The sequence below is a fragment of the Streptomyces sp. NPDC001381 genome (assembly GCF_042895685.1).
In the GTDB taxonomy this organism is placed as follows: domain Bacteria; phylum Actinomycetota; class Actinomycetes; order Streptomycetales; family Streptomycetaceae; genus Streptomyces.
On sequence record NZ_JBIAWO010000001.1, the window covers coordinates 636829 to 657000 of the forward strand.

Sequence of the window (20172 nt, forward strand, 5' to 3'; positions counted from 1 at the left end):
CCGATGAGCGACGCAAGCAACAGGCAGCCGCTGTCCGCCGACGCCCAGGAGACGGCCGGTCACGGCCGGCACAGGGGCCCGGTCTCGTCCCACGACGGCGACTCGGCCCCGCGCGGCCGACACCGCAAGCCGGCCGAGGAACAGGCCGAAGCGGCTGCCTGACAGTACGCCGAAGGGGCGCCTCCCGTCTACGGGCGGAAGGCGCCCCTTCGCCTGCGCCCCTTCACCTGCGCTCCTCCGCCGGCCTGCGCACCTTCCCCGCGCGCTCCTCCGCCCGCCTGCGCACCTTCCCCGCGCGCCCCTTCGTCCGCGCGCGCTCAGCCGCTACGGACTATCCCCGCCGCAGCCCCAGCACCTCCGCCGCCGCGAACGTCTCCCCGGCCGGCCGGTCCGCGTAGTGCGGGCCGAGGACGGCGTCCAGCTCCTCGTAGCTGAAGGTGTCCTGCTTGCTGTCGAACTTCGCCTGCACCCGTGGCCGTTCGACGACGGCGACCATCCCGCCGTGCACCACGAGCAGCTGCCCGTTGATCCGCGCGGCGGCCGGTGACGCCAAGTACCCGACGAGCGGGGCGACATGCTCGGGGGCGAGCGGGTCGAGCCCCTCGGCGGGCTGCTCGAACCCGGCGAAGACGTCCGCCGTCATCCGGGTGCGGGCACGCGGGCAGATCGCGTTGGCGGTCACCCCGTACTTGCCGAGCGCGAGGGCCGTGGAGGTCGTCAGGCCGACGACCCCGCCCTTCGCCGCCGCGTAGTTGGGCTGTCCCGCCGACCCCGCGAGGAACGCCTCCGACGCGGTGTTCACGATCCGCCCGTACACCGGAGCGCCCGCCGCCTTGGACCGCTCCCGCCAGTGCGCGGCGGCGAAGCGGGTGGTGTTGAAGTGTCCCTTGAGGTGGACCCGGATCACCGAGTCCCACTCCTCCTCCGTCATGGAGAAGACCATGCGGTCGCGCAGGATGCCCGCGTTGTTGACGACGACGTCCAGCTTGCCGAACTCCCCGATCGCCAACTCGACCAGCTCACGGGCCTGCGGGAAGTCGGACACGTCCCCGGTGTGGACGAGCGCGGTACCGCCCGCGGCCCGGATCTCCGCCGCGACCTCCTCCGCGGGAGCGGCCGACAGCTCGCCCGAGCCGTCCCGTCCCGGGCGGCCGTAGTCGTTGACGACGACGGCCGCGCCCAGCCGGGCCAGCTCCAGCGCCTCGGCCCGCCCGAGCCCGCGCCCGGCACCGGTGACGATCGCGGCCAGCCCCTCGAGTGGCAGTGCCATAAAGGCCTCCCGCATCTTCTCTGTCGGATGTCGGATCTCTGTCGGATGTCGGATCTCTGTCGGTCGCCTCAGACCGCTGTCGGGTCGTCGCAGACCACTGCCAGGTCGTCGGAGACCGCTGTCGGGTCGTCTCAGATCTCGATGCAGGTACGCAGAGCCGCGCCCGTGCGCATCTGGTCCAGCGCCTCGTTGATCTCGGCGAGCGGGAGCCGGTGCGTGATCAGTCCGGCGAGATCGATCCGGCCGGCCCGCCACAGCGCGATGGTCCGCTCGTAGGCGCGCAGGACGTCTCCGCCGCCGTACATCGAGGGCAGGATCCGCTTCTCGTCGAAGAACAGCTCGAACATGTTGAGCTGGAGGAAGTCGTCCATGGCGCCCGCCCCGACGACGACGAGGGTGCCGCCGCGCCGGGTGTTCTCGTAGGCCGTGCGGGCGGTGGCGGAGCGGCCGACGACCTCGAAGACGTAGTCGAACCCCTCGCCGCCGGTGACCAGTTGCTTCGCTCCGGGCAGTTCCTCCGGCGAGACCGCCTTCGTGGCGCCGAACCTGAGCGCGGCCTCGCGGCGCGAGGCGACGGGGTCGACGGCGACGATCTCGGCGGCTCCCTTGAGCCGCGCGCCCTGGATCGCGGAGATGCCGACCCCGCCGCAGCCGATCACGGCGACGGACGAACCGGCCTCCACGTCCGCCGTGTTGAGGGCGGCGCCGAGGCCCGTCGTCACCCCGCACCCGATGAGGGCGGCGATGTCGAAGGGCACGTCGTCGGGGATCGGGACGGCGCAGCCGGCGTCGACGACGACCTCCTCGGCGAAGGTGCCGGTCCCGGCGAAGCCGAACACGTCACCGCCCCCGCGGCGGAAGTTGGGCGTGCCGGCGTTCACGAACCCGGCCAGGCACAGCTCGGTCTGGCCCCGCTTGCAGGCGGGACACGCGCCGCAGGCGGGCAGCCAGCAGACCACGACCCGGTCGCCGGGCTTCACCCGGGTGACGCCCTCCCCCACCTCCAGGATCTCGCCCGCGCCCTCGTGTCCGGGCACGAACGGCGCGGGCTGCGGCAGCACCCCGCCCATCGCGGAGAGGTCGGAGTGGCACAGCCCGGTGGCCCGTATCCGGATCCTGACCCTGCCGGGGCCGAAGCCCACCGCCTCGACGTCGTCGAGGACCTCCAGCTTGTCCTGGCCGATCTCGTGCAGTACGGCTGCGCGCATGGTGCGGCTCCCCTCACCAACGGTGGACGGTCTCAGGTGTGCTGTACGACGGTGTCGGCGAGGACCGCCGCATCGTCACGCTCGGCCGCGCTCACGGCCACCCGCACCTCGCCCTCGCCCCGCCACATCCGGATGCGCAGGGTCTCGCCGGGATACACGACCCCGGCGAAGCGGGTGGCGTACGAGCGCACCCGGGTCACATCGCCGTCGAGCAGGGTGTCGACGACCGCCTTGAGGGTGATCCCGTACGTGCACAGGCCGTGCAGGATGGGCCGCTCGAACCCGGCGAGCTTGGCGAACTCCGGGTCGGCGTGCAGCGGGTTCCCGTCGCCGGAGAGACGGTAGAGGAGGGCCTGGTCCTCGCGGACCGCCCGCTCGACCACCCTGACGGGTTCGCCGACGGGCGGGTCCAGGCGGGTGGAGGGCCCGCGGTCGCCGCCCCAGCCGCCTTCCCCGCGTACGAAGATCTGGGCGTCGTTGGTCCACAACGGCCCGTCGTCGTCGGCCACTTCGGTGCGCATGACGAGGACGGCGGCCTTGCCCTTGTCGTACACGGCGGCGATGCGCCCGGTGGCGGTCGCCCGGCCCTCGGCCGGGAGGGGGCGGTGGATCTCCAGACGCTGTCCTCCGTGCAGGACGCGGGCGAGGTCGACGTCGACGCCGGGCATGGACAGTCCGCTGATCACACCGGGGGAACCGGCGCCCGCGACGGTGGCGAAGCTCGGCAGGACGTGCAGCCGGGACTCGAGGGTGTAGCGCAGCTCGTCGGGGTCGGTCGCGGGGACGCCGGCGCCGATGCCGAGGTGGTAGAGCTGGACGTCCTTCGGAATCCAGGAGATCTCACCGGAGCGGGGGGCGGCGGCGAGCGCCTTGGCTGCGTCGATGGGCATGGGGCTCCCTGGTCACGGCTCGGGCCCGGCACGGGCCGGTCAAGACCTCGGTGCGACCGTCCGCACCGTCGGACGCACCGAGGTCGTCGCGGTGCCGATCTAGAACGCGTTCCAGTCCGGCGCCCTCTGTATAGCCGAGCGCTCGACACTTGTGAAGGCTCCTGACGGAGTGTCAGACCCGGGGTCCGGCGGTGGACGAGGGGCCGGCCGGCCGGGCGCGGCCGGGGGACGGCGGGCGCGGCCAGGGGGGGGCCGACGGGCGCGGCTCACTCGGGGTCCGGTGGGGCGGCTCACTCTGATTCCGCCGAGCGCAGCTCGAAGTACGGTGGCACGGCTCGGAGTCGCCGGGCACGCCTCGGAATCGGCGGGCACGGCTCGGAGTCGGCGGGCAGCTACCGGGCGGCTGTGACATTTGTACTGCCGGGTTGATGACATCCCTGCCTGCCGCACACCCGCCCGGAGCCGTAGCGTCGAGAGCGTGGACAACGCTGGAACGGGGGCGGCAGAGATGACGAGGCCGGAGGAGCACGGGGCGCGGTGGCGGCGCGGGGCGGCCTGCCACCGGGAGGCCTGGCGGGCGCGGGTGCGGGCGGCCCGGGAGGACAAGGAGGGCGAGTCGCCGGGCCCGCCGTCCAGCCCCGTCTCCCTGCTGCCCTGGCTGCTGCTGGGCATGGGCGCCTTCTCCAACCTGTTCCAGGGCGAGACGCCCAACCCGCTGCTCGGCGGCCTGGGCGTGCTCACCTTCAACTCCTGCTACATCTACGTCGCCGTCCGCGCGTTCGTGAAGGAGAAGCGGGAGGCGGTCTCCACCCGGGTGGCGCTGGCGGTCATGGCCGTGGTGACCTGCGGCCTCGCCCTCGGGTACGGCGGCAGCTGGGTGCTGTTCTTCCCGCTGCTCGGCCTCGCCGCGGGCGCCGCCCTGCGCGGCCGTCACCTGCCTCTGGCAGGCGTCGTCCTGGCCGTCCTGGCGGGCGCGGTCTCCTACCTCCACAACGGCTGGAGCGGCCTCGGCACCGCCTACGCCACCTGGATCTCCACGATCGTGACGGCCGTGATCCTGAGCCTGTCCGAGGCCGTGCGGGAGCTGCGCGCGGCCCGCGAGGAGCTGGCCCGGCAGGCGGTGGACAAGGAGCGGCTGCGGTTCTCCCGCGATCTGCACGACCTGCTCGGGCACACCCTCTCCGTGATCGTGGTGAAGTCGGAGGCGGCCCGTCGGCTGGCTCCCGGCCGGCCGGACGCGGCGCTCGCCCAGATCGCGGACATCGAGTCGGTGGGCCGTCAGGCGCTGACGGAGATACGCGAGGCGGTCACCGGCTACCGCGAGGGCAGTCTGGCCACCGAGCTGGACCGGGCCCGCTCGGTCCTGACGGCGGCCGGTGTCGAGCCGTCCATCTGCCGGTCGGGGGCTCCCGCGGAACCGCAGACGGCGGCTCTGCTGGGCTGGGTGGTGCGCGAGGCGGTCACCAACGTGGTCCGGCACAGCGGCGCCACCCGCTGCGAGATAGCCGTGACGGGCACTCAGGAACGGGCCCGGCTCACGGTCACGGACAACGGCACGGGCGCCGGCGGGGGCGGCGCCGACGGCGGCGGCACCGGTCTCACCGGCCTGCGTGAGCGCCTCGCGGCGGCCGGCGGCTCCCTGACGGCGGGCCCCGGCCCGAGCGGCGGCTTCAGGGTCACCGCGAAACTCCCCGTGGAGACTCGGTCCGACGAGGTGAGGGCGCCGCACGGGGCGGAGTGGACCACCGCTCCGGGCGGGCGTGCGGGGTGTGCGGGAGCGGTGCCGCCGGTGGCCACCGGGCCTACGCTGGGGCCGTGAACGAGACGCCCGGCGGCCGGTCCGTGAACGAGATGCCCCGCGACCACCGCCCCGCCAAGTCGATCAGGGTCCTGCTGGCGGAGGACCAGGGCATGATGCGCGGGGCACTGGCCCTGCTGCTGGGGATGGAGCCGGACATCGAGGTCGTCGCGCAGACCGGCGCCGGGGACGCGATCGTGGACGCGGCCCTGCTCCACCGCCCGGACGTCGCGCTGCTCGACATCGAGCTGCCGGGCATGAGCGGCCTGGACGCCGCCGCCGTACTGCGCGAGGAGGTGCCCGACTGCCGGGTGCTGATCCTGACGACGTTCGGCCGGCCCGGCTATCTGCGCCGGGCCATGGAGGCCGGGGCCGCCGGGTTCCTGGTCAAGGACGGCCCGGTGGAGGAGCTGGCGGCGGCGATCCGCCGGGTGCTGACCGGGGAGACGGTCGTCGACCCGGCGCTCGCGGCGGCGGCGCTCAGCGCCGGCCCGAATCCGCTGACCGGCCGCGAGCGCGACGCGCTGAAGGCGTCGGCGGACGGCGCGACGGTGGCCGACATCGCGGCGAAGCTGCACCTGTCCGAGTCCACGGTCCGCAACTACCTCTCCTCGGCCATCGGCAAGACCGGTACCCGCAACCGGATGGAGGCGATGCGCGAGGCCCGCCGGCAGGGCTGGCTCTGACGTCCGCCATCCGCCCGACGCAAGGGGCGGGCGCGGTGGCGGTGACGGTGGCCATGGCGACCGGAGTCGTCGTGCACCGCCACCGCCGCGAGAGGCATGCCGCGTCCTAGATCCCCGCGCCGGTGCGCCGCAGCACCCGCAGCGAGCCCGTGGCGGAGACCTCCGCGAAGGCGCCGGACTCCAGGGCGCGCAGATAGACGCGGTAGGGGGCCTGGCCGGTGAACTCGTCGACGGGGTCGGGGAAGACGTCGTGGATGACGAGGAGGCCGCCCTGCGCGAGGTGCGGGGCCCAGCCCTCGTAGTCGGCGGTGGCGTGCTCGTCGGTGTGTCCGCCGTCGACGAAGACGAGGCCGAGGGGCGAGCTCCAGATCGCCGCGATCTGCGGGGAGCGGCCGACGACGGCGACGACGTGCTCCTCCAGGCCCGCCCGGTGGAGCGTCCGGCGGAAGGTGGGCAGCGTGTCCATCAGGCCGAGTTCGGGGTCGACGGTCTCCGGGTCGTGGTAGTCCCAGCCCGGCTGCTGTTCCTCGCTGCCCCGGTGGTGGTCGACGGTGAGGGCGGTGACGCCCGCCTCGCGGGCCGCGTCGGCGAGCAGGATCGTGGAGCGTCCGCAGTACGTGCCGACCTCCAGCAGCGGCAGCCCGAGCCGCACGGCCTCCGCCGCGGCCGCGTACAGCGCGAGCCCCTCGTCCACGGGCATGAAGCCCTTCGCCGCCTCGAACGCGGCCAGGATCTCGGGCTTGGGTGCCGCGGACATGGAGGTCCCTTCGGTAGTACGTGCGTGCCGGCGGCCCATGGTGCACCACACCCCCCGCCGGGGGAACGACGGGGGGTGCGGACCGCGGTGTCACGGACGGGTCAGGCGGTGACCGTCTCCCCCGGCAGCGCCAGGTCCAGCTCCACGGAAGCCGCTTCGCCCGCGTGGGTCGCTGCGGAGGCGAGCGGGCCGTGGCCGCTGGCCTTGGCGGCGAGGACGTAGGCGCCCTGGGCGGGGACGGCGAGGCTGTAGCTGCCGTCGTCCGCGGAGACGGTGGCGCCCGCCTGGCGGCCCCGGGGGTCGATCAGGGTGACCTTGGCACGGGCGACCGGCGCGCCCTCCGCGTCCACGACCCGGCCGCGGAAGCCGCGCAGGGCCTGCTCGGCGCGCTCCAGGTTGGCGTCCTCCTCGCTGCTGGCGCGCAGCTGCGGGCCAGCAGCGGACGGGCGCTGCTGACGGGGCAGGAGGAGGGCGAAGAGCAGACCCACGGCGACGGCGGCGGTGGCGATCAGGAAGGAGACGCGGAAGCCGTGCATGGTCGGGACGGCGACGCCGCCCACGTCGTTCGCGGTGTTGGCCAGCACCATGCCGATGACGGCGCTCGACACGGACGTACCGATGGAGCGCATCAGGGTGTTGAGGCCGTTGGCCGCGCCGGTCTCCGAGGCCGGGACCGCGCCGACGATCAGCGCGGGCAGGGAGGAGTAGGCGAGGCCGATGCCCGCGCCGAGGACCACGGCGATGACGAGGCTCTGCCAGGCGGCGCTCATCAGGCCGAGGCCGGCGCCGTAGCCGATCGCGATGATCAGCATGCCGAGGATCAGGGTGACCTTGGGGCCGTACCTGGCGGACAGGCGGGCGTAGACGGGCGCGGTGACCATCATCGTCAGGCCGAGCGGGGCCACGAGCAGACCGGCGACGACCATGGACTGGCCGAGGCCGTAGCCGGTGGCGGTGGGCAGCTGGAGGAGCTGCGGCAGGACCAGGGAGACGACGTAGAAGCTGACACCGACCATGATCGAGGCGAGGTTGGTGAACAGGACGGCGGGGCGGGCCGTCGTCCGCAGGTCCACCAGCGGTGCCGCGACGCGCAGCTCCATCACGCCCCACAGGGCGAGGACCAGGGCGGAGGCGGCGAACAGGCCGAGGGTGGTGCCGGAGGTCCAGCCCCAGTCGCTGCCCTTGGTGATCGGCAGCAGGAAGAGGACGAGGCCGGTGGAGAGGCCGATCGCGCCCAGGACGTCGAAGGTGCCCCCGGCGCGCGCCGGGGACTCGGGGACGACGAGGAGCGTGAGGGCGATGGCGAGGGCGCCGAGGCCGGCGGCGCCGTAGAAGAGGGCGTGCCAGTCGGCGTGCTGGGCGACCAGGGCCGCGGCGGGCAGCGCGAGGCCGCCGCCGACGCCGATCGAGGAGCTCATCAGGGCCATCGCCGAGCCGAGCTTCTCGCGGGGCAGCATGTCGCGCATCAGGCCGATGCCGAGCGGTATCGCGCCCATCGCGAAGCCCTGCAGGGTGCGGCCCGCGATCATCGGGATCAGGGTGCTGGCGAGGGCGCTGACCAGAGCGCCCACGACCATCACGGCGAGGCTGAGGATCAGCATGCGCCGCTTGCCGTACAGGTCGCCGAGGCGGCCCATGATCGGCGTGGCCACGGCACCCGACAGCAGGGTGGAGGTCAGGACCCAGGTGGCGTCGCTGGGCGCGGTGTCCAGCAGCTGCGGCAGGTCCTTGATGACCGGGACGAGCAGGGTCTGCATCACCGCGACCACGATGCCCGCGAAGGCGAGCACCGGGACGACGGCTCCGCTCGTCCGGCGGGTGGGCCGGTCGGTCGTCGTGTGCGTCATGGGGTGGGGGCCTCCGGGGCGGCTGGTCGGCATTACATGGAGGCCGAACCTGTATGCACGGGCAACTATTCCGATGCTTTGGCGTACTAATGATTTCTTTAACTACTCTTGACACACCGGCCCCGTCCGACGACCGGTACGGCGGCCGAAGCCCGGTCGGAATCTTCCGTGCCGTCGGAGGCAACGGTCCGGGCCGCTCGTGGCCTCCTTTGTGTATCAAGGAGGCGCACATGGGGGATCGAAAGCAAGCCCGGGACACCGAGTTCCAGGCCTTCGTCGTCGGCCGCTGGCCACGGCTGATGCGCACGGCGTTTCTCCTCACGGGGGAGCAGCACGCCGCTGAGGACCTGGTCCAGTCGACACTCGAACAGGTCTATGTGGCCTGGCGCCGGGCCGCCGAGCTGGTCGGCAAGAGCGCCTACTTCGTGCACCGCGGCATCGGGGAGGACAGCACCGGCTGGGGACACGTGACCCTGGACCGAGGACTCCCCGTACAACTGGATCGTCTGCCTGGCGCCGCAGGGCACGGAGTACAAGTCGGCGAAGGTGACGGGATGGCGCGACGTCCGGACGGGAGGGCTGCGACCCGCGGGAGGGGTGGCCGGGCACGAGGGCGGCGCCCACGCCATCCCCCGTCGCCGTCTCCTGAGCCTCGGCCCAGGTGCCCGTTAGGGTGGCAGCGTGTCTTACTCCGGCCAGCACCCCGACCCCTTCGGCCCGTCCGAGTCGTACGACCCCTACGACTCCCCGCAGGCCCGGCGCTCGCCGCTGCGCCGCCCGCTGACCGTGGCGCTGGCCGCGCTCGTGCCCGGGGCGCTGCTGGGGTGGGTGGCGTACGACGCGCTGGGCGGGGCCGGCAGCGGTGGGAACGGCGGGGCGGCGGGGGGCCCGACCCGCGTCATCGGCTCCCCTTCCGGCACCGCCGCCGACCACAAGCCCGGCACCCTCTCCGCCTCCCCGAGCCAGGACGCCGCTCCCCTCGCGGGCAAGGTCGTCGTCATCGACCCCGGCCACAACCTCACCAACTCCCAGCACACCGCAGAGATCAACCGCAAGGTGGACATCGGCACCCACCGCAAGGAGTGCGACACGACGGGGACGGCCACCAACGCGGGTTACAGCGAGGCGAAGTTCACGCTCGACGTGGCACACCGGCTGCGCACGCTGCTGCAGCGGCAGGGGGCGACGGTGAAGCTGACGCAGGACGCGGACCGGGCGTTCGGGCCGTGTGTCGACGAGCGGGCCCGGATCGGGAACGCGGCGCACGCCGACGCCGTGGTGTCGATCCACGCCGACGGGTCGGCACAGGGCAACCGGGGATTCCATGTGATCCTGCCGGGCGCGGTGCACGCGGGCGCCGCCGACACCCGTCCGATCGTCGCCGCGTCGAAGGACCTCGGGAAGCTGATCGCGGACGACTTCGCCCGCAGCACGGGCAGTTCACCGTCCAACTACATCGGCGACGGCACCGGTCTCGTCACGCGTGAGGACCTGGGCGGTCTCAATCTGTCAACGGTTCCCAAGGTGTTCATCGAGTGCGGCAACATGCGCGATACCAAGGACGCGGCACTGCTGACCAGCGGCGCCTGGCGGCAGAAGGCGGCGCAGGGGATCTCTGAGGGAATCGTGAGTTTCCTGCGCGGGTAGTGATCGGCGCGCTGATCCCGGCGGACAGCCTGATCGCACGGACGATAGTGTCGTCCCTACGATCAGGGGCCACCCCCGCGCTTCACACCGGGGCCCGACGGCGGCATGGTGACAGCGACGCCTCTAACGGACGTACCGATGACGAGACGACTGACGAAGGACCTGAAGTGAATATCCGCTCCCTCACTCGAGGCGACGGCGTGGTGATCGGAGCAGCGGTGTTGCTGTTCATCGCGTCGTTTCTCGACAACTACTCGTACGACGGCGTTTCCGACAGCATCGACATCCCGAGCCTGTGGTCGAGCGGACCGGTCCTGCTCAGTGTCGTTCTGGCGGGCCTCATCGGCGCCGCACTCATCGTCGTCTCCCGCGCTCTGCCGCAGCCCCGGAAGGTGGCGGGTCTGGAGCTCGGCCCGTTCGGTGTGGCGTTCGCGCTCTTCGCCGCGTGGAGTGCCCTCGGCAACGTCATCGACCCGGTGGGCGGCCTGGACAACTTCAGTGGCGACAACTCCAACGCCCCCTCCGCCGGCACCGGCCTGATCATCGCCCTGATCGCCACCCTGATCATGGCCGCCGCCGCCATCGCCACCCCCCTCGTCCCGGCCCTCCAGGCCGGTCTCGTCCCGGCTCCGAAGCCGGCGGCGCCCCAGCCCTACGGCGCCCAGCCGCCCGCCGGTTACGGCTACCCGGGGGCGCAGCAGCCCGCGGCCTTCGGTGGTCAGCCGCAGCAGGGGCAGCCGGGCCAGCAGTTCGGCGGTCAGCCCGGTCCGGCCGCGCAGCCGCCGGCGCCGGACTTCTCGCCGTTCTGGTTCGCGGTGCCGGTGCCGCGCCCGCTGTACGCGGAGGACGGCGCGCCGATGCCGATCGCGGAGCTGGCGCCGGGCACCTGGTACCTCGCGGTCGAGCAGGGCGCCCAGGGCCTGGTCGCCCAGACGCAGGACGGTCGTCGCGGTGTCCTGCGGGACACCTCCGGCATTCAGCGCGGCTGAGCCCCGGCCCGGCCGGACAGCGGCACGAACGGCCCCTCGCCCTTCCGGGCGGGGGGCCGTTGTCGTACAGTCGCAGCCCCCGTATCTGACGGATCGTCAGGAGGCAGGCATGCGGCTCGGTCTCGCGCTCGGCTACTGGGGCCGCGGCCCCGCCCCCGGCCAGGTGGAGCTGGCGCGGGAGGCGGAGCGGCTGGGGTACGACTCGGTGTGGACGGCGGAGTCCTGGGGGTCGGACGCCTTCACGCCGCTGACCTGGATTGCGGCGCGGACCTCAAGGATCAGGCTGGGGACGGCGGTTGCGCAGATGGCGGCCCGCTCCCCCACCACGACCGCCATGCACGCGCTCACCCTGGACCATCTCTCGGGCGGGCGGATGACGCTGGGGCTCGGTCTGTCGGGCCCGCAGGTCGTGGAGGGCTGGTACGGGCGCCCGTTCCCGAAGTCGCCGCTGACCGCGACCCGGGAGTACGTGGACGTCGTACGGCAGGTGCTGGCGCGGGAGGCTCCGGTGGAGCTCGACGGGCGGTTCCACTCCCACCCCTACCGGGGGCCGGACGGCACCGGGCTCGGGCGGCCGCTGAAGTCCATCACGCACCCGCTCCGGGCCGGTCTGCCGGTGCTGCTCGGGGCCGAGGGTCCGAAGAACGTGGCGCAGACCGTGCGGATCGCCGACGGGTGGCTGCCGTTGTACTGGTCGCCGAACCGTCCGGACGCCTACGGGCCGGGGGTGAGCGAGCTGCGGGAGGGGTTCGTCGTCGCTCCCCTCGTCCGGGCCAGGGTCTGTGACGACGTCTCCGAGGGGCTGCTGCCCGTCAAGGCGATGCTCGGCTTCTACATCGGCGGCATGGGGCACGCCACCCGCAACTTCCACGCCGATCTGATGGGCCGCATGGGGTACGAGGAGGAGGCGCGGCGGATCCAGGAGCTGTTCCTGGCGGGGCGGCGGGAGGAGGCCGTGCTGGCCGTGCCGGACGCGTTCGCCGACGAGATCTCGCTGGTCGGCCCGCGGGGGCGGATCGCGGAGCGGCTGGAGTCGTGGCGCAAGGGCCCGGTGACGGACCTGCTGGTCGTGGCACCGGACCCGGACACGCTGCGGGTGCTGGCCGAACTCAACGCGTAGAGCGTGCCGCAGGAGCGTTCAGAGGAAGATCGCGATCGGGTTCAGCGTCAGTTCCCCGCGTTCGCGGTTCCAGGTCGGTACCTTGCCGAGGCAGCGGGCCTGGAACTCGCCGGTGAAGTACTCGGCGTTCTGGAAGCCCTCGCGGACCCCGGCCGCCTCGCAGGTGATCCGCACCTGGGCGGCGGGGTCGCCGCCGCCGTACTGGGCGCGCAGCACGATGTCGCCGTTCTCGGCACGGCGCGCGGTGAACAGGCCGGTGACCGAGACGAACGCCGTGGCGACGCCGATGGCGGTCAGCGGCACCCGGCCCTCGCCGCCCTGTTCGGCCAGGCGGTCGGCGAGCGCCCGGTTCGGGGTGACGACACCGGTGGTGAGGTCGGCGTGGACGACGGCGTCCTCCTTGCGCATGGTGTCCATCAGCAGCCGGATCACGGTGATGGGCGTGCTCTGCTGGATGTAGGCGGTGACGCGTTCCCTGGTGGCGTCCCGGTGCGCCCCGAACAGGCCGCCGAACAGCCGGGTGAACAGTCCGACCCCCGCGTTGACGTTGGTGCGGACGGCGACCTCCGCCTCCAGGGCGGCGGAGAAGCCGCCGTACTCGTAGAGGTCCATGACCCGGGGTTTGTGCAGGAAGAAGCACATGCCCTGGACGGTGCGTCCGCCGTCGCGCCGGCGGCGGCGCAGCCACCCCATCCGCTGCAGGGCGTGGCGCGCCAGCACGGCGCACGCCGCCGCCGTCACCGCCCAGACGGCCACCCAGGGCCACCACAGGCTCCACCACTGACCGTCAATGACACCCACGGATCTCCTTGAACGCGTCGGAGAGCGAGGAGAGGCCGGCGTCGACCATCCGGCCGCCGGTGGCGGTGGCGGCCTTGCGCAGCGCCTTGGCATCGGCCTCTCCGAACTGGACGGGAAAGGTGGGCACCGCGTCGGCGGCGGGCCCCAGTTGTGCGTGCCGGCGCAGGAACTCCCTGCCGCGCGAGCCGAGGCGGTGGATGTCGACGCGGATGCCGTGCCGCAGTAACAGCCGGCGCACCTCGGGGTCCTTGAAGAAGTCCGACTTGGAGGCCATCTTCGCGTCCAGCGTGGTGATGTGCTCGAAGGGTCTGAGGGTGTTGCCGGAGACGAGCAGCGAGATCAGTCCGGCGAGGGCGAGCGGCAGCGCGACGAGGACGTGCCGCGGGACGCGGCGGCGGCGCACCCGGCGGGTGGTGAGCCTCGGTTCCTCGATCGCGGGTCTTCCGGTGTCGGACAACGGCCCTCCTGCCACTCAAGGGGGCAGGATCATCAAGGACCCCTTCGAACAATGTCCCCCGGAACGCATAACTCCACGCCAACGGCGGTGAAATGACGCCCCCTCGCAGGGCGGGTTTCGGACGCGGGGCAGGGGATACCCGTCGAGCATGTCCCCTCGATATCGCAACGGTGCGAACCAGGCCGGGACGGTCATCGCCGTCGTGGCCGACGTCATGGCCCTGATCCTGGGCCTGTGGATTCTCATGTACCTGCTGGGCGCCAACCGCGGCAACGACTTCGTCCAGTTCGTCCATGACGCGGCCCGCTGGCTGGCGGGCTGGTCGCACGACCTGTTCACGTTCGACGAGGCGTGGGCGCGGGTCGTCGCCGGTTACGGCCTGGCGGCCGTGGTGTACCTGTTCGTGGGCCACGCGATCGCCAACCGGGTCCACCGGCACTGAGACGCCGTTTCCGGGGCGCGGGGAACTGCGCGACCAGCCACGGACGGCCCGCACCCACCATCCGGCAGAGCAACCGGGGTTCTCGAACGCCCTCGCTCGCCGGAGGCTACTCGCAGCAGTCCGGGTCCAGGCCCGTCGGCAGGTGCTCGCCGCCGAACACCGCGCAGGTGGCCTCGTGGCCGCCCAGCGCGGCGACGGCGAGCAGCAGCGATCCCGCCGTCCACGTGGTCAGTTCCCGGGGCCAGACCACCTCGTCCTCGAACACGTACCCCGTCCAGTACAGCCCGGACTCGGTGTCCCGCAGATGCTGGATGGACTGGAGGATCTCCAGGGCCCGGTCGGACTCGCCCATCGCCCACAGGGCCAGGGCGAGTTCGGCCGATTCCCCGCCGGTGACCCACGGGTTGGGCACGACACAGCGCACGCCGAGCCCGGGGACGACGAACCGCTCCCAGTCCTCCTCTATCCGGGACTTGGCGTCCGCGCCCGTCAACGCGCCGCCCAGCACCGGGTAGTACCAGTCCATGGAGTAGCGGTCCTTGTCGAGGAACCGCTCCGGGTGACGCCGTATGGCGTGCCTGAGGGCGCCCGCCGCCAGCTCCCAGTCCGGCTGCGGCTCTTCGCGCTGCTCGGCGATCGCCAGCGCGCAGCGCAGCGCCTGGTGGATCGAGGAGGAGCCGGTGAGCAGCGCGTCCGCGGTGGGCGTGCCGTCGTCGTCGCGCCGCCAGCCGATCTGGCCGCCCGGCTGCTGGAGCCGCAGGACCCACTCGACGGCCGCGTGGACGGACGGCCACATGCGGTCCAGGAAGGTGTCGTCGCCGGTCGAGAGGTAGTGGTGCCAGACGCCCACGGCGATGTAGGCGACGAAGTTCGACTCGCGGCCCCGGTCGGTGACGTCGTCGAAGTCCCCGTCGGCGTAGGCCGCGTACCAGGAGCCGTCCTCGTTCTGGTGCCGGGCCAGCCACAGGTAGGCACGCTCGGCCGCCGCGTGCTCGCCTGCCGCGTCCAGGGCCATCGCGGCCTCGGTGTGGTCCCACGGGTCGAGGTGGTGGCCCCGGAACCACGGGATCGCCCCGTCCTCACGCTGTACGGCGAGGATGCCGGCGACGGTTTCGGCGGCCTGCTCGGCGGTGAGGACCCCGGGCAGGACCAGGTGTTCTGTCCGGGGGGTGGTCACTTGGCGGCCGCCCCGGTCTTCGCGGACACGTTCGGCAGGTGCGGCAGGTGCGGCTTGGTCGCGTAGGCGACGAAGCTCTTGCCGATCAGCGGGTTCAGCGCCTGTTCGGCGACCCGGGTGGCGAGGGGCTTCTTCATGATGTCCCAGACCAGCAGCTTGTGGTACGCCCGCACCGGCAGCGCCTTGTCGTTGTCCACGCCGAACGCGCACTTCAGCCACCAGTACGGCGAGTGCAGCGCGTGGGCGTGATGGGTGCCGTACGGCTTCAGTCCCGCCTCGCGGATCTTGGCGAGGAGTTCGTCCGCCTTGTAGATGCGGATGTGCCCGCCCTCGACCTCGTGGTAGGCGTCGGACAGCGCCCAGCAGACCTTCTCGGGGCCGTAGCGCGGGACGGTGATCGCGATCCGTCCGCCGGGCCTGAGCACGCGGACCATCTCCGCGAGGACGCCCTTGTCGTCCGGGATGTGCTCCATGACCTCGGAGATGATGACGACGTCGAAGGACTCGTCGGGGAAGGGCAGCGCGAGGGCGTCCCCCTCCATGGCCGTGGCGGTGGCGCCCTCCGGTGCCTCGCCGGCCTCCTTCATCGCCGCGAACCACTTGGCGACCTCGCGGATCTCCTCGCCGTTCTGGTCGAGGGCCACGACCTGGGCACCGCGCCGGTAGCACTCGAAGGCGTGCCGGCCGGCTCCACAACCGAGGTCCAGGACACGGTCGCCCGGGGCGAGCGGGAACCGGGAGAAGTCGACGGTCAGCACGTGGCCCTGCTTTCGCGATCGGATGCTTGGGTTACAACGTCAACATCTTCGGGCACCCTGTCCGCCGGCCGGCGGGCACCCCCGGCTATCGCCTCGCGGTACCGGGCCACGGTCCCCTCGGCCGCGCGTGCCCAGGTGAAGTTCCGCAGCACCCGCTCCCGCCCGGCCGCGCCGAGCCGTGCGCGCAGGGCGGGGTCGGCGAGGAGCCGGCCGAGTCCGGCCGCGAGCGCGCCCGCGTCGCCCGGCGGGACGGCGAGGCAGGTCTCGCCGTCCCGTCCGGCGACCTCGGGGATCGCCCCGCCGGTGGTGGCGACGAGCGGTGTCCCGGTGGCCATGGCCTCGGCGGCGGGCAGGGAGAAGCCCTCGTACAGCGACGGCACGCAGGCGACCTCCGCCGAGCGCACCAGGTCGACGAGTTCGGCGTCGGAGATGCCCTTGACGAACTCGACGGCGCCTTCGAGGCCGTACCGCTCGACGGCCTGGGCGACCGGCCCCTCGGTGGGCCGCTTGCCGACGACGACGAGGTGGGCGTGCGGCTGCTCGGTGCGCACCTTCGCCAGCGCCTCGACGAGGTAGACCAGGCCCTTGAGCGGCACGTCGGCGCTGGACGTGGTCACGATCCGGCCCGGCACGACGGCCACGGACGGGTCGGGCGAGAACAGGTCGGTGTCGGCGCCGATGTGGACGACGTGGATACGGTCGTCACGGACGCCGAGGTGCTCGACGATCTCCTGGCGGGAGGTGCCGGAGACGGTGAGCACGGAGGGCAGCCGGCGGGCGACGCGCTTCTGCATCCGCGTGAACGCGTACCAGCGGCGCACGGAGTACCGCCGCTGCCATCCCTCGGCGGCGTCCAGCTCCAACTGCCGGTCGACGGTGATGGGGTGGTGGATGGTGGTGACGAGCGGCGCGCCGACGTCGCCCAGCAGTCCGTACCCGAGCGTCTGGTTGTCGTGCACGACGTCGAACTCGCCGCGCCGGGCGCGCAGATGGCGGCGGGCGCGGAGGGAGAAGGTCAGGGGCTCGGGAAAGCCGCCGGTCCACATCGTCGCGACTTCCAGCGCGTCGATCCAGTCCCGGTACTCGTCGCGCCGGGGGGTGCGGAAGGGGTCGGGCTGGCGGTAGAGGTCGAGGCTGGGCAGCTCGGTGAGGGAGAGCCGGTCGTCGTGGCCCTCGTCGAGCACCGGATACGGCTGCGAACCGATGACGTCCACCCGGTGACCGAGGCGCGCGAGCTCACGGGACAGATGCCGTACGTAGACGCCCTGGCCCCCGCAGAACGGGTTCCCCTTATAGGTGAGGAGCGCGATGTTGAGCGGTCGCTCGCCGTCGGCAGCGAGGTCATGCCCAGACCCCGCCTGACTGGCCTCAGCGGTCACTCCGGGGCCCCCTTCTGCCTGCGATGTCCCGCGAGACTACGACGGGACGCTAATGTAGAACAAGTTTCAGACTTGATCGTTCGGGAGGCTCTGAATCTACCGGCAGGTAGATGTGCTGGGAGAAGTGGATCAGGTGATTCGCGCCACGACCCACCGCGCCCGGCCGGCCCTGCCATGCTGTGTGATCACCGACCCTCACCGACTGTCACGGAACGGGACCCATGTCTGCGGAAGAGACCCCCCGGCGCCCCGCCTCGTCCCCTCTCACGGAGCGGCAGGAGGCCCGCCGCCGGCGCATCCTGCACGCGAGCGCGCAGTTGGCCAGCCGGGGCGGTTTCGACGCGGTGCAGATGCGGGAGGTCGCCGAGTCCTCGCAGGTCGCCCTCGGCACGCTCTACCGCTACTTCCCCTCCAAGGTGCATCTGCTGGTCGCCACCATGCAGGACCAGCTGGAGCAGATGCACGGCATCCTGCGGAAGAAGCCCCCGTCGGGCGAGCGGCCGGCGGAGCGCGTCGCGGAGACCCTGATGCGCGCCTTCCGCGCCCTGCAGCGCGAGCCGCATCTGGCCGACGCCATGGTCCGCGCCCTGACCTTCGCCGACCGCAGCGTCTCCCCCGAGGTCGACCAGGTCTCCCGCCAGACGACGGCGATCATCCTGGACGCGATGGGCCTCACCGACCCCACCCCGGAGCAGCTCTCGGCGGTGCGCGTCATCGAGCACACCTGGCACTCGGCCCTGATCACCTGGCTCTCCGGCCGCGCGTCCATCGCACAGGTGCGGATCGACATCGAGACGGTGTGCCGCCTGATCGACGTGACGGACCCGCACGGGCAGGAATAGGGGCGGTCCGACGCGGCCGGCGCGCACACGGAAGAACCTACGAGACGGGTTCCCTTCGCCGGTATTGCCCGGATCAGGTATTGGGGGTCGCCATCCAGCCCGACTGCTGCTTTCCGGCCTCTCAGCCCGACCGTCGACGTCGGCCTCGGCGGATGCTCTCGCGTCTCGCCCAAGTCGGCTACTCCGGTCGAACTCCCTCACTCGCCTCGTAGGCCACTTCCAGGATAAGGCGGACAGAGAGGGATGGAACCCCCCGAAGCCAAGATTTTTGGCGCTCAGTCCTCCGGCGGGAACACCGCCTCCCCGCTCCCGACCAGGGTGATCGTGATCGCCTCCACCGGACAGCTCTCCGCCGCCGCCAGCACCCGCTCGTTCGCGTCCGTGTCCGGGTCGGCCGGGTGGGACTGGCGGGCGGTGTCGAGGCGGAAGCCGGCCGGCGCGTGGTGGACGCACTGGGCGGAACCGATGCAGAGGGACCGGTCGACGTCCACGTGCCAGCGATCCCCCATCGCTCAGCCCTCCCAGCCGGCGGGCAGGTGGATCATCTTGTGTTCGAGGTACTCGCCGTAGCCCTCCGGCCCGAACTCCCGGCCCAGCCCCGAGTTCTTGTAGCCGCCGAACGGGCCGAGCATGTCGAGGCTGAAGGTGTTGACGGAGTACGTCCCCGTACGGACCTGCCTCGCGACCTCGACGCCGTGCGCCACGTCGGCCGTCCACACGCTGCCGCTCAGTCCGTAGTCGGAGTCGTTCGCGATCTTCAGGGCCTCGGACTCGTCGCCGTAGGGGAGGAGGCAGATCACCGGGCCGAAGATCTCCTCGCGGGCGATCCGCATGGAGTTGTCGACGTCGCCGAACAGGGTCGGCTCCACGTACCAGCCGCGGTCCAGGCCCGGCGGGCGCCCGCCGCCCGTGAGGACCTTCGCCCCCTCCTCCTGGCCGATGCGGATGTAGTCGAGGTTGCGGCGCTGCTGCCGCTCGGCCACCAGCGGGCCCACCTGGGTGGCCGGGTCCAGCGGGTCACCGACGACGAGGGCGCTCGCCGCCGCGGCGAAGGCGTCGGCGAACTCGTCGTAGCGCGAGCGCGGGAGGAGGATGCGGGTCTGGGCCACACAGGCCTGCCCGTTGTTCATCCAGGCGGCCGGGACGATGCCGGCGACCGCCGCGCCGAGGTCCGCGTCGGGCAGCACGACCGCCGCCGACTTGCCGCCGAGCTCCAGGGTCACCCGGGTGAGGTTGCGGGCCGCCACCTCCATGACCCGCTTCCCGGCCGCGACCGAGCCCGTGAAGGAGACCTTGTCGACGCCGGGGTGTCCGACCAGGTACTCGCTCACCTCGCGGTCCGCCGGGAGGACGGACAGCACTCCCTCCGGCAGGCCGGCCTCCCGCGCGATGTCGGCCAGGATGTAGGCGTCCAGCGGCGACTCGGGCGACGGCTTGAGGATCACCGAGCAGCCCGTGAGCAACGCGGGCGCGAGCTTGGCCGCGGCGACGAACTGGGGGACGTTCCAGGGGACGACGGCCGCGACCACGCCGACCGGCTCGCGCCGTACGAGGATCTTCCCGAGCACGCCGTCGCGCCGCTCCTCGCAGGGGAAGCTCCGGGCGACGGTGATCGCCGCGTCCCACACCATCATCGCGCCGAGGGCCTGCGCGAGGACGCTCCAGGAGTACGGGGAGCCGTTCTCGGAGGAGATCACACGGGCGATCTCCTCGTGGCGCAGGGCGATCCCGTCCTTGATGCGGGTGACGACCTCGATCCGCTCGTCGAGCGGGAGCCGGGGCCAGGGCCCCTCGTCGAACGCCCGCCGGGCGACGGCGACGGCCCGGTCGACATCGGCCGCCGAGGCGTGCGGCACCCGTCCGATGACCTCCTCGGTGTGCGGCGAGATCACCTCGATGACGGCATCGCCCAGCGGGTCCGTCAACGCTCCGCCGATGAACAGCTTTCCGTGTTCCACGAGCTCGGCCATGGCCACTGCCTTCGTCTGCATCGTTTCTGACGGTGTTTCAGAAACTGATACCAGTTCCGGTGGAACTAAGCCAGGGCCGGGACCGATCAGGCTCCCACCAGCGGTTTTGCCGATGGGGCCGCCGTGGCGCGGCG

The 20172-nt window shown here is 72.4% G+C and carries 20 protein-coding genes, 1 pseudogene and 1 riboswitch; of the genes and pseudogenes, 9 read left to right on the forward strand and 12 right to left on the reverse strand.

Features of this window, described 5'->3' with window-relative positions:
* Positions 1 to 3 precede the first annotated feature (3 nt).
* Positions 4 to 162: a hypothetical protein gene (locus tag ACFY2L_RS02860; protein WP_390655627.1), complete on the forward strand. Its 159-nt coding sequence runs from the start codon at positions 4 to 6 to the stop codon at positions 160 to 162.
* A 169-nt stretch (positions 163 to 331) separates the two neighbouring features.
* On the opposite strand, the gene ACFY2L_RS02865 is transcribed toward ACFY2L_RS02860, so the two are convergent.
* The 3 genes from ACFY2L_RS02865 to ACFY2L_RS02875 all read right to left on the reverse strand — a co-directional run bounded on the left by ACFY2L_RS02865 (position 332) and on the right by ACFY2L_RS02875 (position 3368).
* Entirely contained in the window at positions 332 to 1270 is a 939-nt protein-coding gene (locus ACFY2L_RS02865; RefSeq protein ID WP_390821309.1) for a 3-oxoacyl-ACP reductase, read from the reverse strand.
* Between the two features lie 131 nt (positions 1271 to 1401).
* The gene (locus tag ACFY2L_RS02870; RefSeq protein ID WP_390821310.1) at positions 1402 to 2478 is read right to left on the reverse strand and encodes a Zn-dependent alcohol dehydrogenase; all 1077 of its coding nucleotides are present in this window, start codon (positions 2476 to 2478) and stop codon (positions 1402 to 1404) included.
* 32 nt (positions 2479 to 2510) lie between these two features.
* A complete protein-coding gene (locus ACFY2L_RS02875) occupies positions 2511 to 3368 on the reverse strand; it encodes a MaoC/PaaZ C-terminal domain-containing protein (RefSeq protein ID WP_390821311.1) in 858 nt (285 codons plus the stop codon).
* Positions 3369 to 3876: 508 nt separating this feature from the next.
* Between ACFY2L_RS02875 and ACFY2L_RS02880 the strand changes: the two genes are divergently transcribed.
* Together ACFY2L_RS02880 and ACFY2L_RS02885 are read left to right on the forward strand one after the other, a co-directional pair.
* Complete coding sequence (locus ACFY2L_RS02880; protein WP_390821693.1) at positions 3877 to 5187, forward strand: sensor histidine kinase; 1311 nt, start codon at positions 3877 to 3879, stop codon at positions 5185 to 5187.
* Between the two features lie 32 nt (positions 5188 to 5219).
* Positions 5220 to 5852, forward strand: a complete 633-nt coding sequence (locus tag ACFY2L_RS02885) for a response regulator (protein ID WP_390656183.1) — start codon at positions 5220 to 5222, stop codon at positions 5850 to 5852.
* A gap of 106 nt (positions 5853 to 5958) precedes the next feature.
* On the opposite strand, the gene ACFY2L_RS02890 is transcribed toward ACFY2L_RS02885, so the two are convergent.
* Together ACFY2L_RS02890 and ACFY2L_RS02895 are read right to left on the reverse strand one after the other, a co-directional pair.
* Complete coding sequence (locus ACFY2L_RS02890; RefSeq protein ID WP_390821312.1) at positions 5959 to 6609, reverse strand: class I SAM-dependent methyltransferase; 651 nt, start codon at positions 6607 to 6609, stop codon at positions 5959 to 5961.
* A 101-nt stretch (positions 6610 to 6710) separates the two neighbouring features.
* Positions 6711 to 8456: an MFS transporter gene (locus tag ACFY2L_RS02895; protein ID WP_390821313.1), complete on the reverse strand. Its 1746-nt coding sequence runs from the start codon at positions 8454 to 8456 to the stop codon at positions 6711 to 6713.
* Between the two features lie 230 nt (positions 8457 to 8686).
* Between ACFY2L_RS02895 and ACFY2L_RS02900 the strand changes: the two are divergent.
* The 4 genes and pseudogenes from ACFY2L_RS02900 to ACFY2L_RS02915 all read left to right on the forward strand — a co-directional run.
* Positions 8687 to 8878, forward strand: a pseudogene (locus tag ACFY2L_RS02900) (SigE family RNA polymerase sigma factor); the annotation flags it as partial.
* Between the two features lie 259 nt (positions 8879 to 9137).
* Entirely contained in the window at positions 9138 to 10103 is a 966-nt protein-coding gene (locus ACFY2L_RS02905; RefSeq protein ID WP_390655621.1) for an N-acetylmuramoyl-L-alanine amidase, read from the forward strand.
* A 167-nt stretch (positions 10104 to 10270) separates the two neighbouring features.
* Positions 10271 to 11092, forward strand: a complete 822-nt coding sequence (locus tag ACFY2L_RS02910; RefSeq protein ID WP_390655620.1) for a DUF5336 domain-containing protein — start codon at positions 10271 to 10273, stop codon at positions 11090 to 11092.
* Between the two features lie 109 nt (positions 11093 to 11201).
* Complete coding sequence (locus ACFY2L_RS02915) at positions 11202 to 12212, forward strand: LLM class F420-dependent oxidoreductase (protein ID WP_390821314.1); 1011 nt, start codon at positions 11202 to 11204, stop codon at positions 12210 to 12212.
* An 18-nt stretch (positions 12213 to 12230) separates the two neighbouring features.
* Here the strand turns inward: ACFY2L_RS02915 and ACFY2L_RS02920 are convergent, their stop codons facing one another.
* Positions 12231 to 13013, reverse strand: a complete 783-nt coding sequence (locus tag ACFY2L_RS02920; RefSeq protein WP_390655618.1) for a hypothetical protein — start codon at positions 13011 to 13013, stop codon at positions 12231 to 12233.
* On the reverse strand, positions 13000 to 13470 hold the full coding sequence (locus ACFY2L_RS02925) for a hypothetical protein (protein WP_390821315.1): 471 nt from the start codon (positions 13468 to 13470) through the stop codon (positions 13000 to 13002). Before ACFY2L_RS02925 ends, ACFY2L_RS02920 begins: the two co-directional genes overlap by 14 nt.
* 148 nt (positions 13471 to 13618) lie before the next feature.
* On the opposite strand from ACFY2L_RS02925, the gene ACFY2L_RS02930 reads away from it, so the two are divergent.
* Positions 13619 to 13912, forward strand: coding sequence for a hypothetical protein (locus ACFY2L_RS02930; RefSeq protein ID WP_390655615.1), 294 nt, complete (start codon positions 13619 to 13621; stop codon positions 13910 to 13912).
* A 106-nt stretch (positions 13913 to 14018) separates the two neighbouring features.
* Here the strand turns inward: ACFY2L_RS02930 and ACFY2L_RS02935 are convergent, their stop codons facing one another.
* The 3 genes from ACFY2L_RS02935 to ACFY2L_RS02945 are packed head-to-tail and all read right to left on the reverse strand — an operon-like array spanning position 14019 to position 17226.
* On the reverse strand, positions 14019 to 15089 hold the full coding sequence (locus ACFY2L_RS02935; protein ID WP_390821316.1) for a prenyltransferase: 1071 nt from the start codon (positions 15087 to 15089) through the stop codon (positions 14019 to 14021).
* Positions 15086 to 15847, reverse strand: a complete 762-nt coding sequence (locus ACFY2L_RS02940) for a class I SAM-dependent methyltransferase (RefSeq protein WP_390655613.1) — start codon at positions 15845 to 15847, stop codon at positions 15086 to 15088. Before ACFY2L_RS02940 ends, ACFY2L_RS02935 begins: the two co-directional genes overlap by 4 nt.
* Positions 15841 to 17226: a glycosyltransferase family 4 protein gene (locus ACFY2L_RS02945; protein ID WP_390821317.1), complete on the reverse strand. Its 1386-nt coding sequence runs from the start codon at positions 17224 to 17226 to the stop codon at positions 15841 to 15843. Before ACFY2L_RS02945 ends, ACFY2L_RS02940 begins: the two co-directional genes overlap by 7 nt.
* Positions 17227 to 17447: 221 nt before the next feature.
* Here ACFY2L_RS02945 and ACFY2L_RS02950 point away from each other — a divergent pair, with 221 nt between their 5' ends.
* Entirely contained in the window at positions 17448 to 18068 is a 621-nt protein-coding gene (locus tag ACFY2L_RS02950) for a TetR family transcriptional regulator (protein WP_390655611.1), read from the forward strand.
* Between the two features lie 33 nt (positions 18069 to 18101).
* A riboswitch (TPP riboswitch) is annotated at positions 18102 to 18277 on the reverse strand.
* A 66-nt stretch (positions 18278 to 18343) separates the two neighbouring features.
* On the opposite strand, the gene ACFY2L_RS02955 is transcribed toward ACFY2L_RS02950, so the two are convergent.
* The gene (locus ACFY2L_RS02955) at positions 18344 to 18577 is read right to left on the reverse strand and encodes a ferredoxin (protein WP_390655610.1); all 234 of its coding nucleotides are present in this window, start codon (positions 18575 to 18577) and stop codon (positions 18344 to 18346) included.
* A gap of 3 nt (positions 18578 to 18580) precedes the next feature.
* Positions 18581 to 20038, reverse strand: a complete 1458-nt coding sequence (locus ACFY2L_RS02960) for an aldehyde dehydrogenase (RefSeq protein WP_390821694.1) — start codon at positions 20036 to 20038, stop codon at positions 18581 to 18583.
* Positions 20039 to 20172 lie beyond the last annotated feature (134 nt).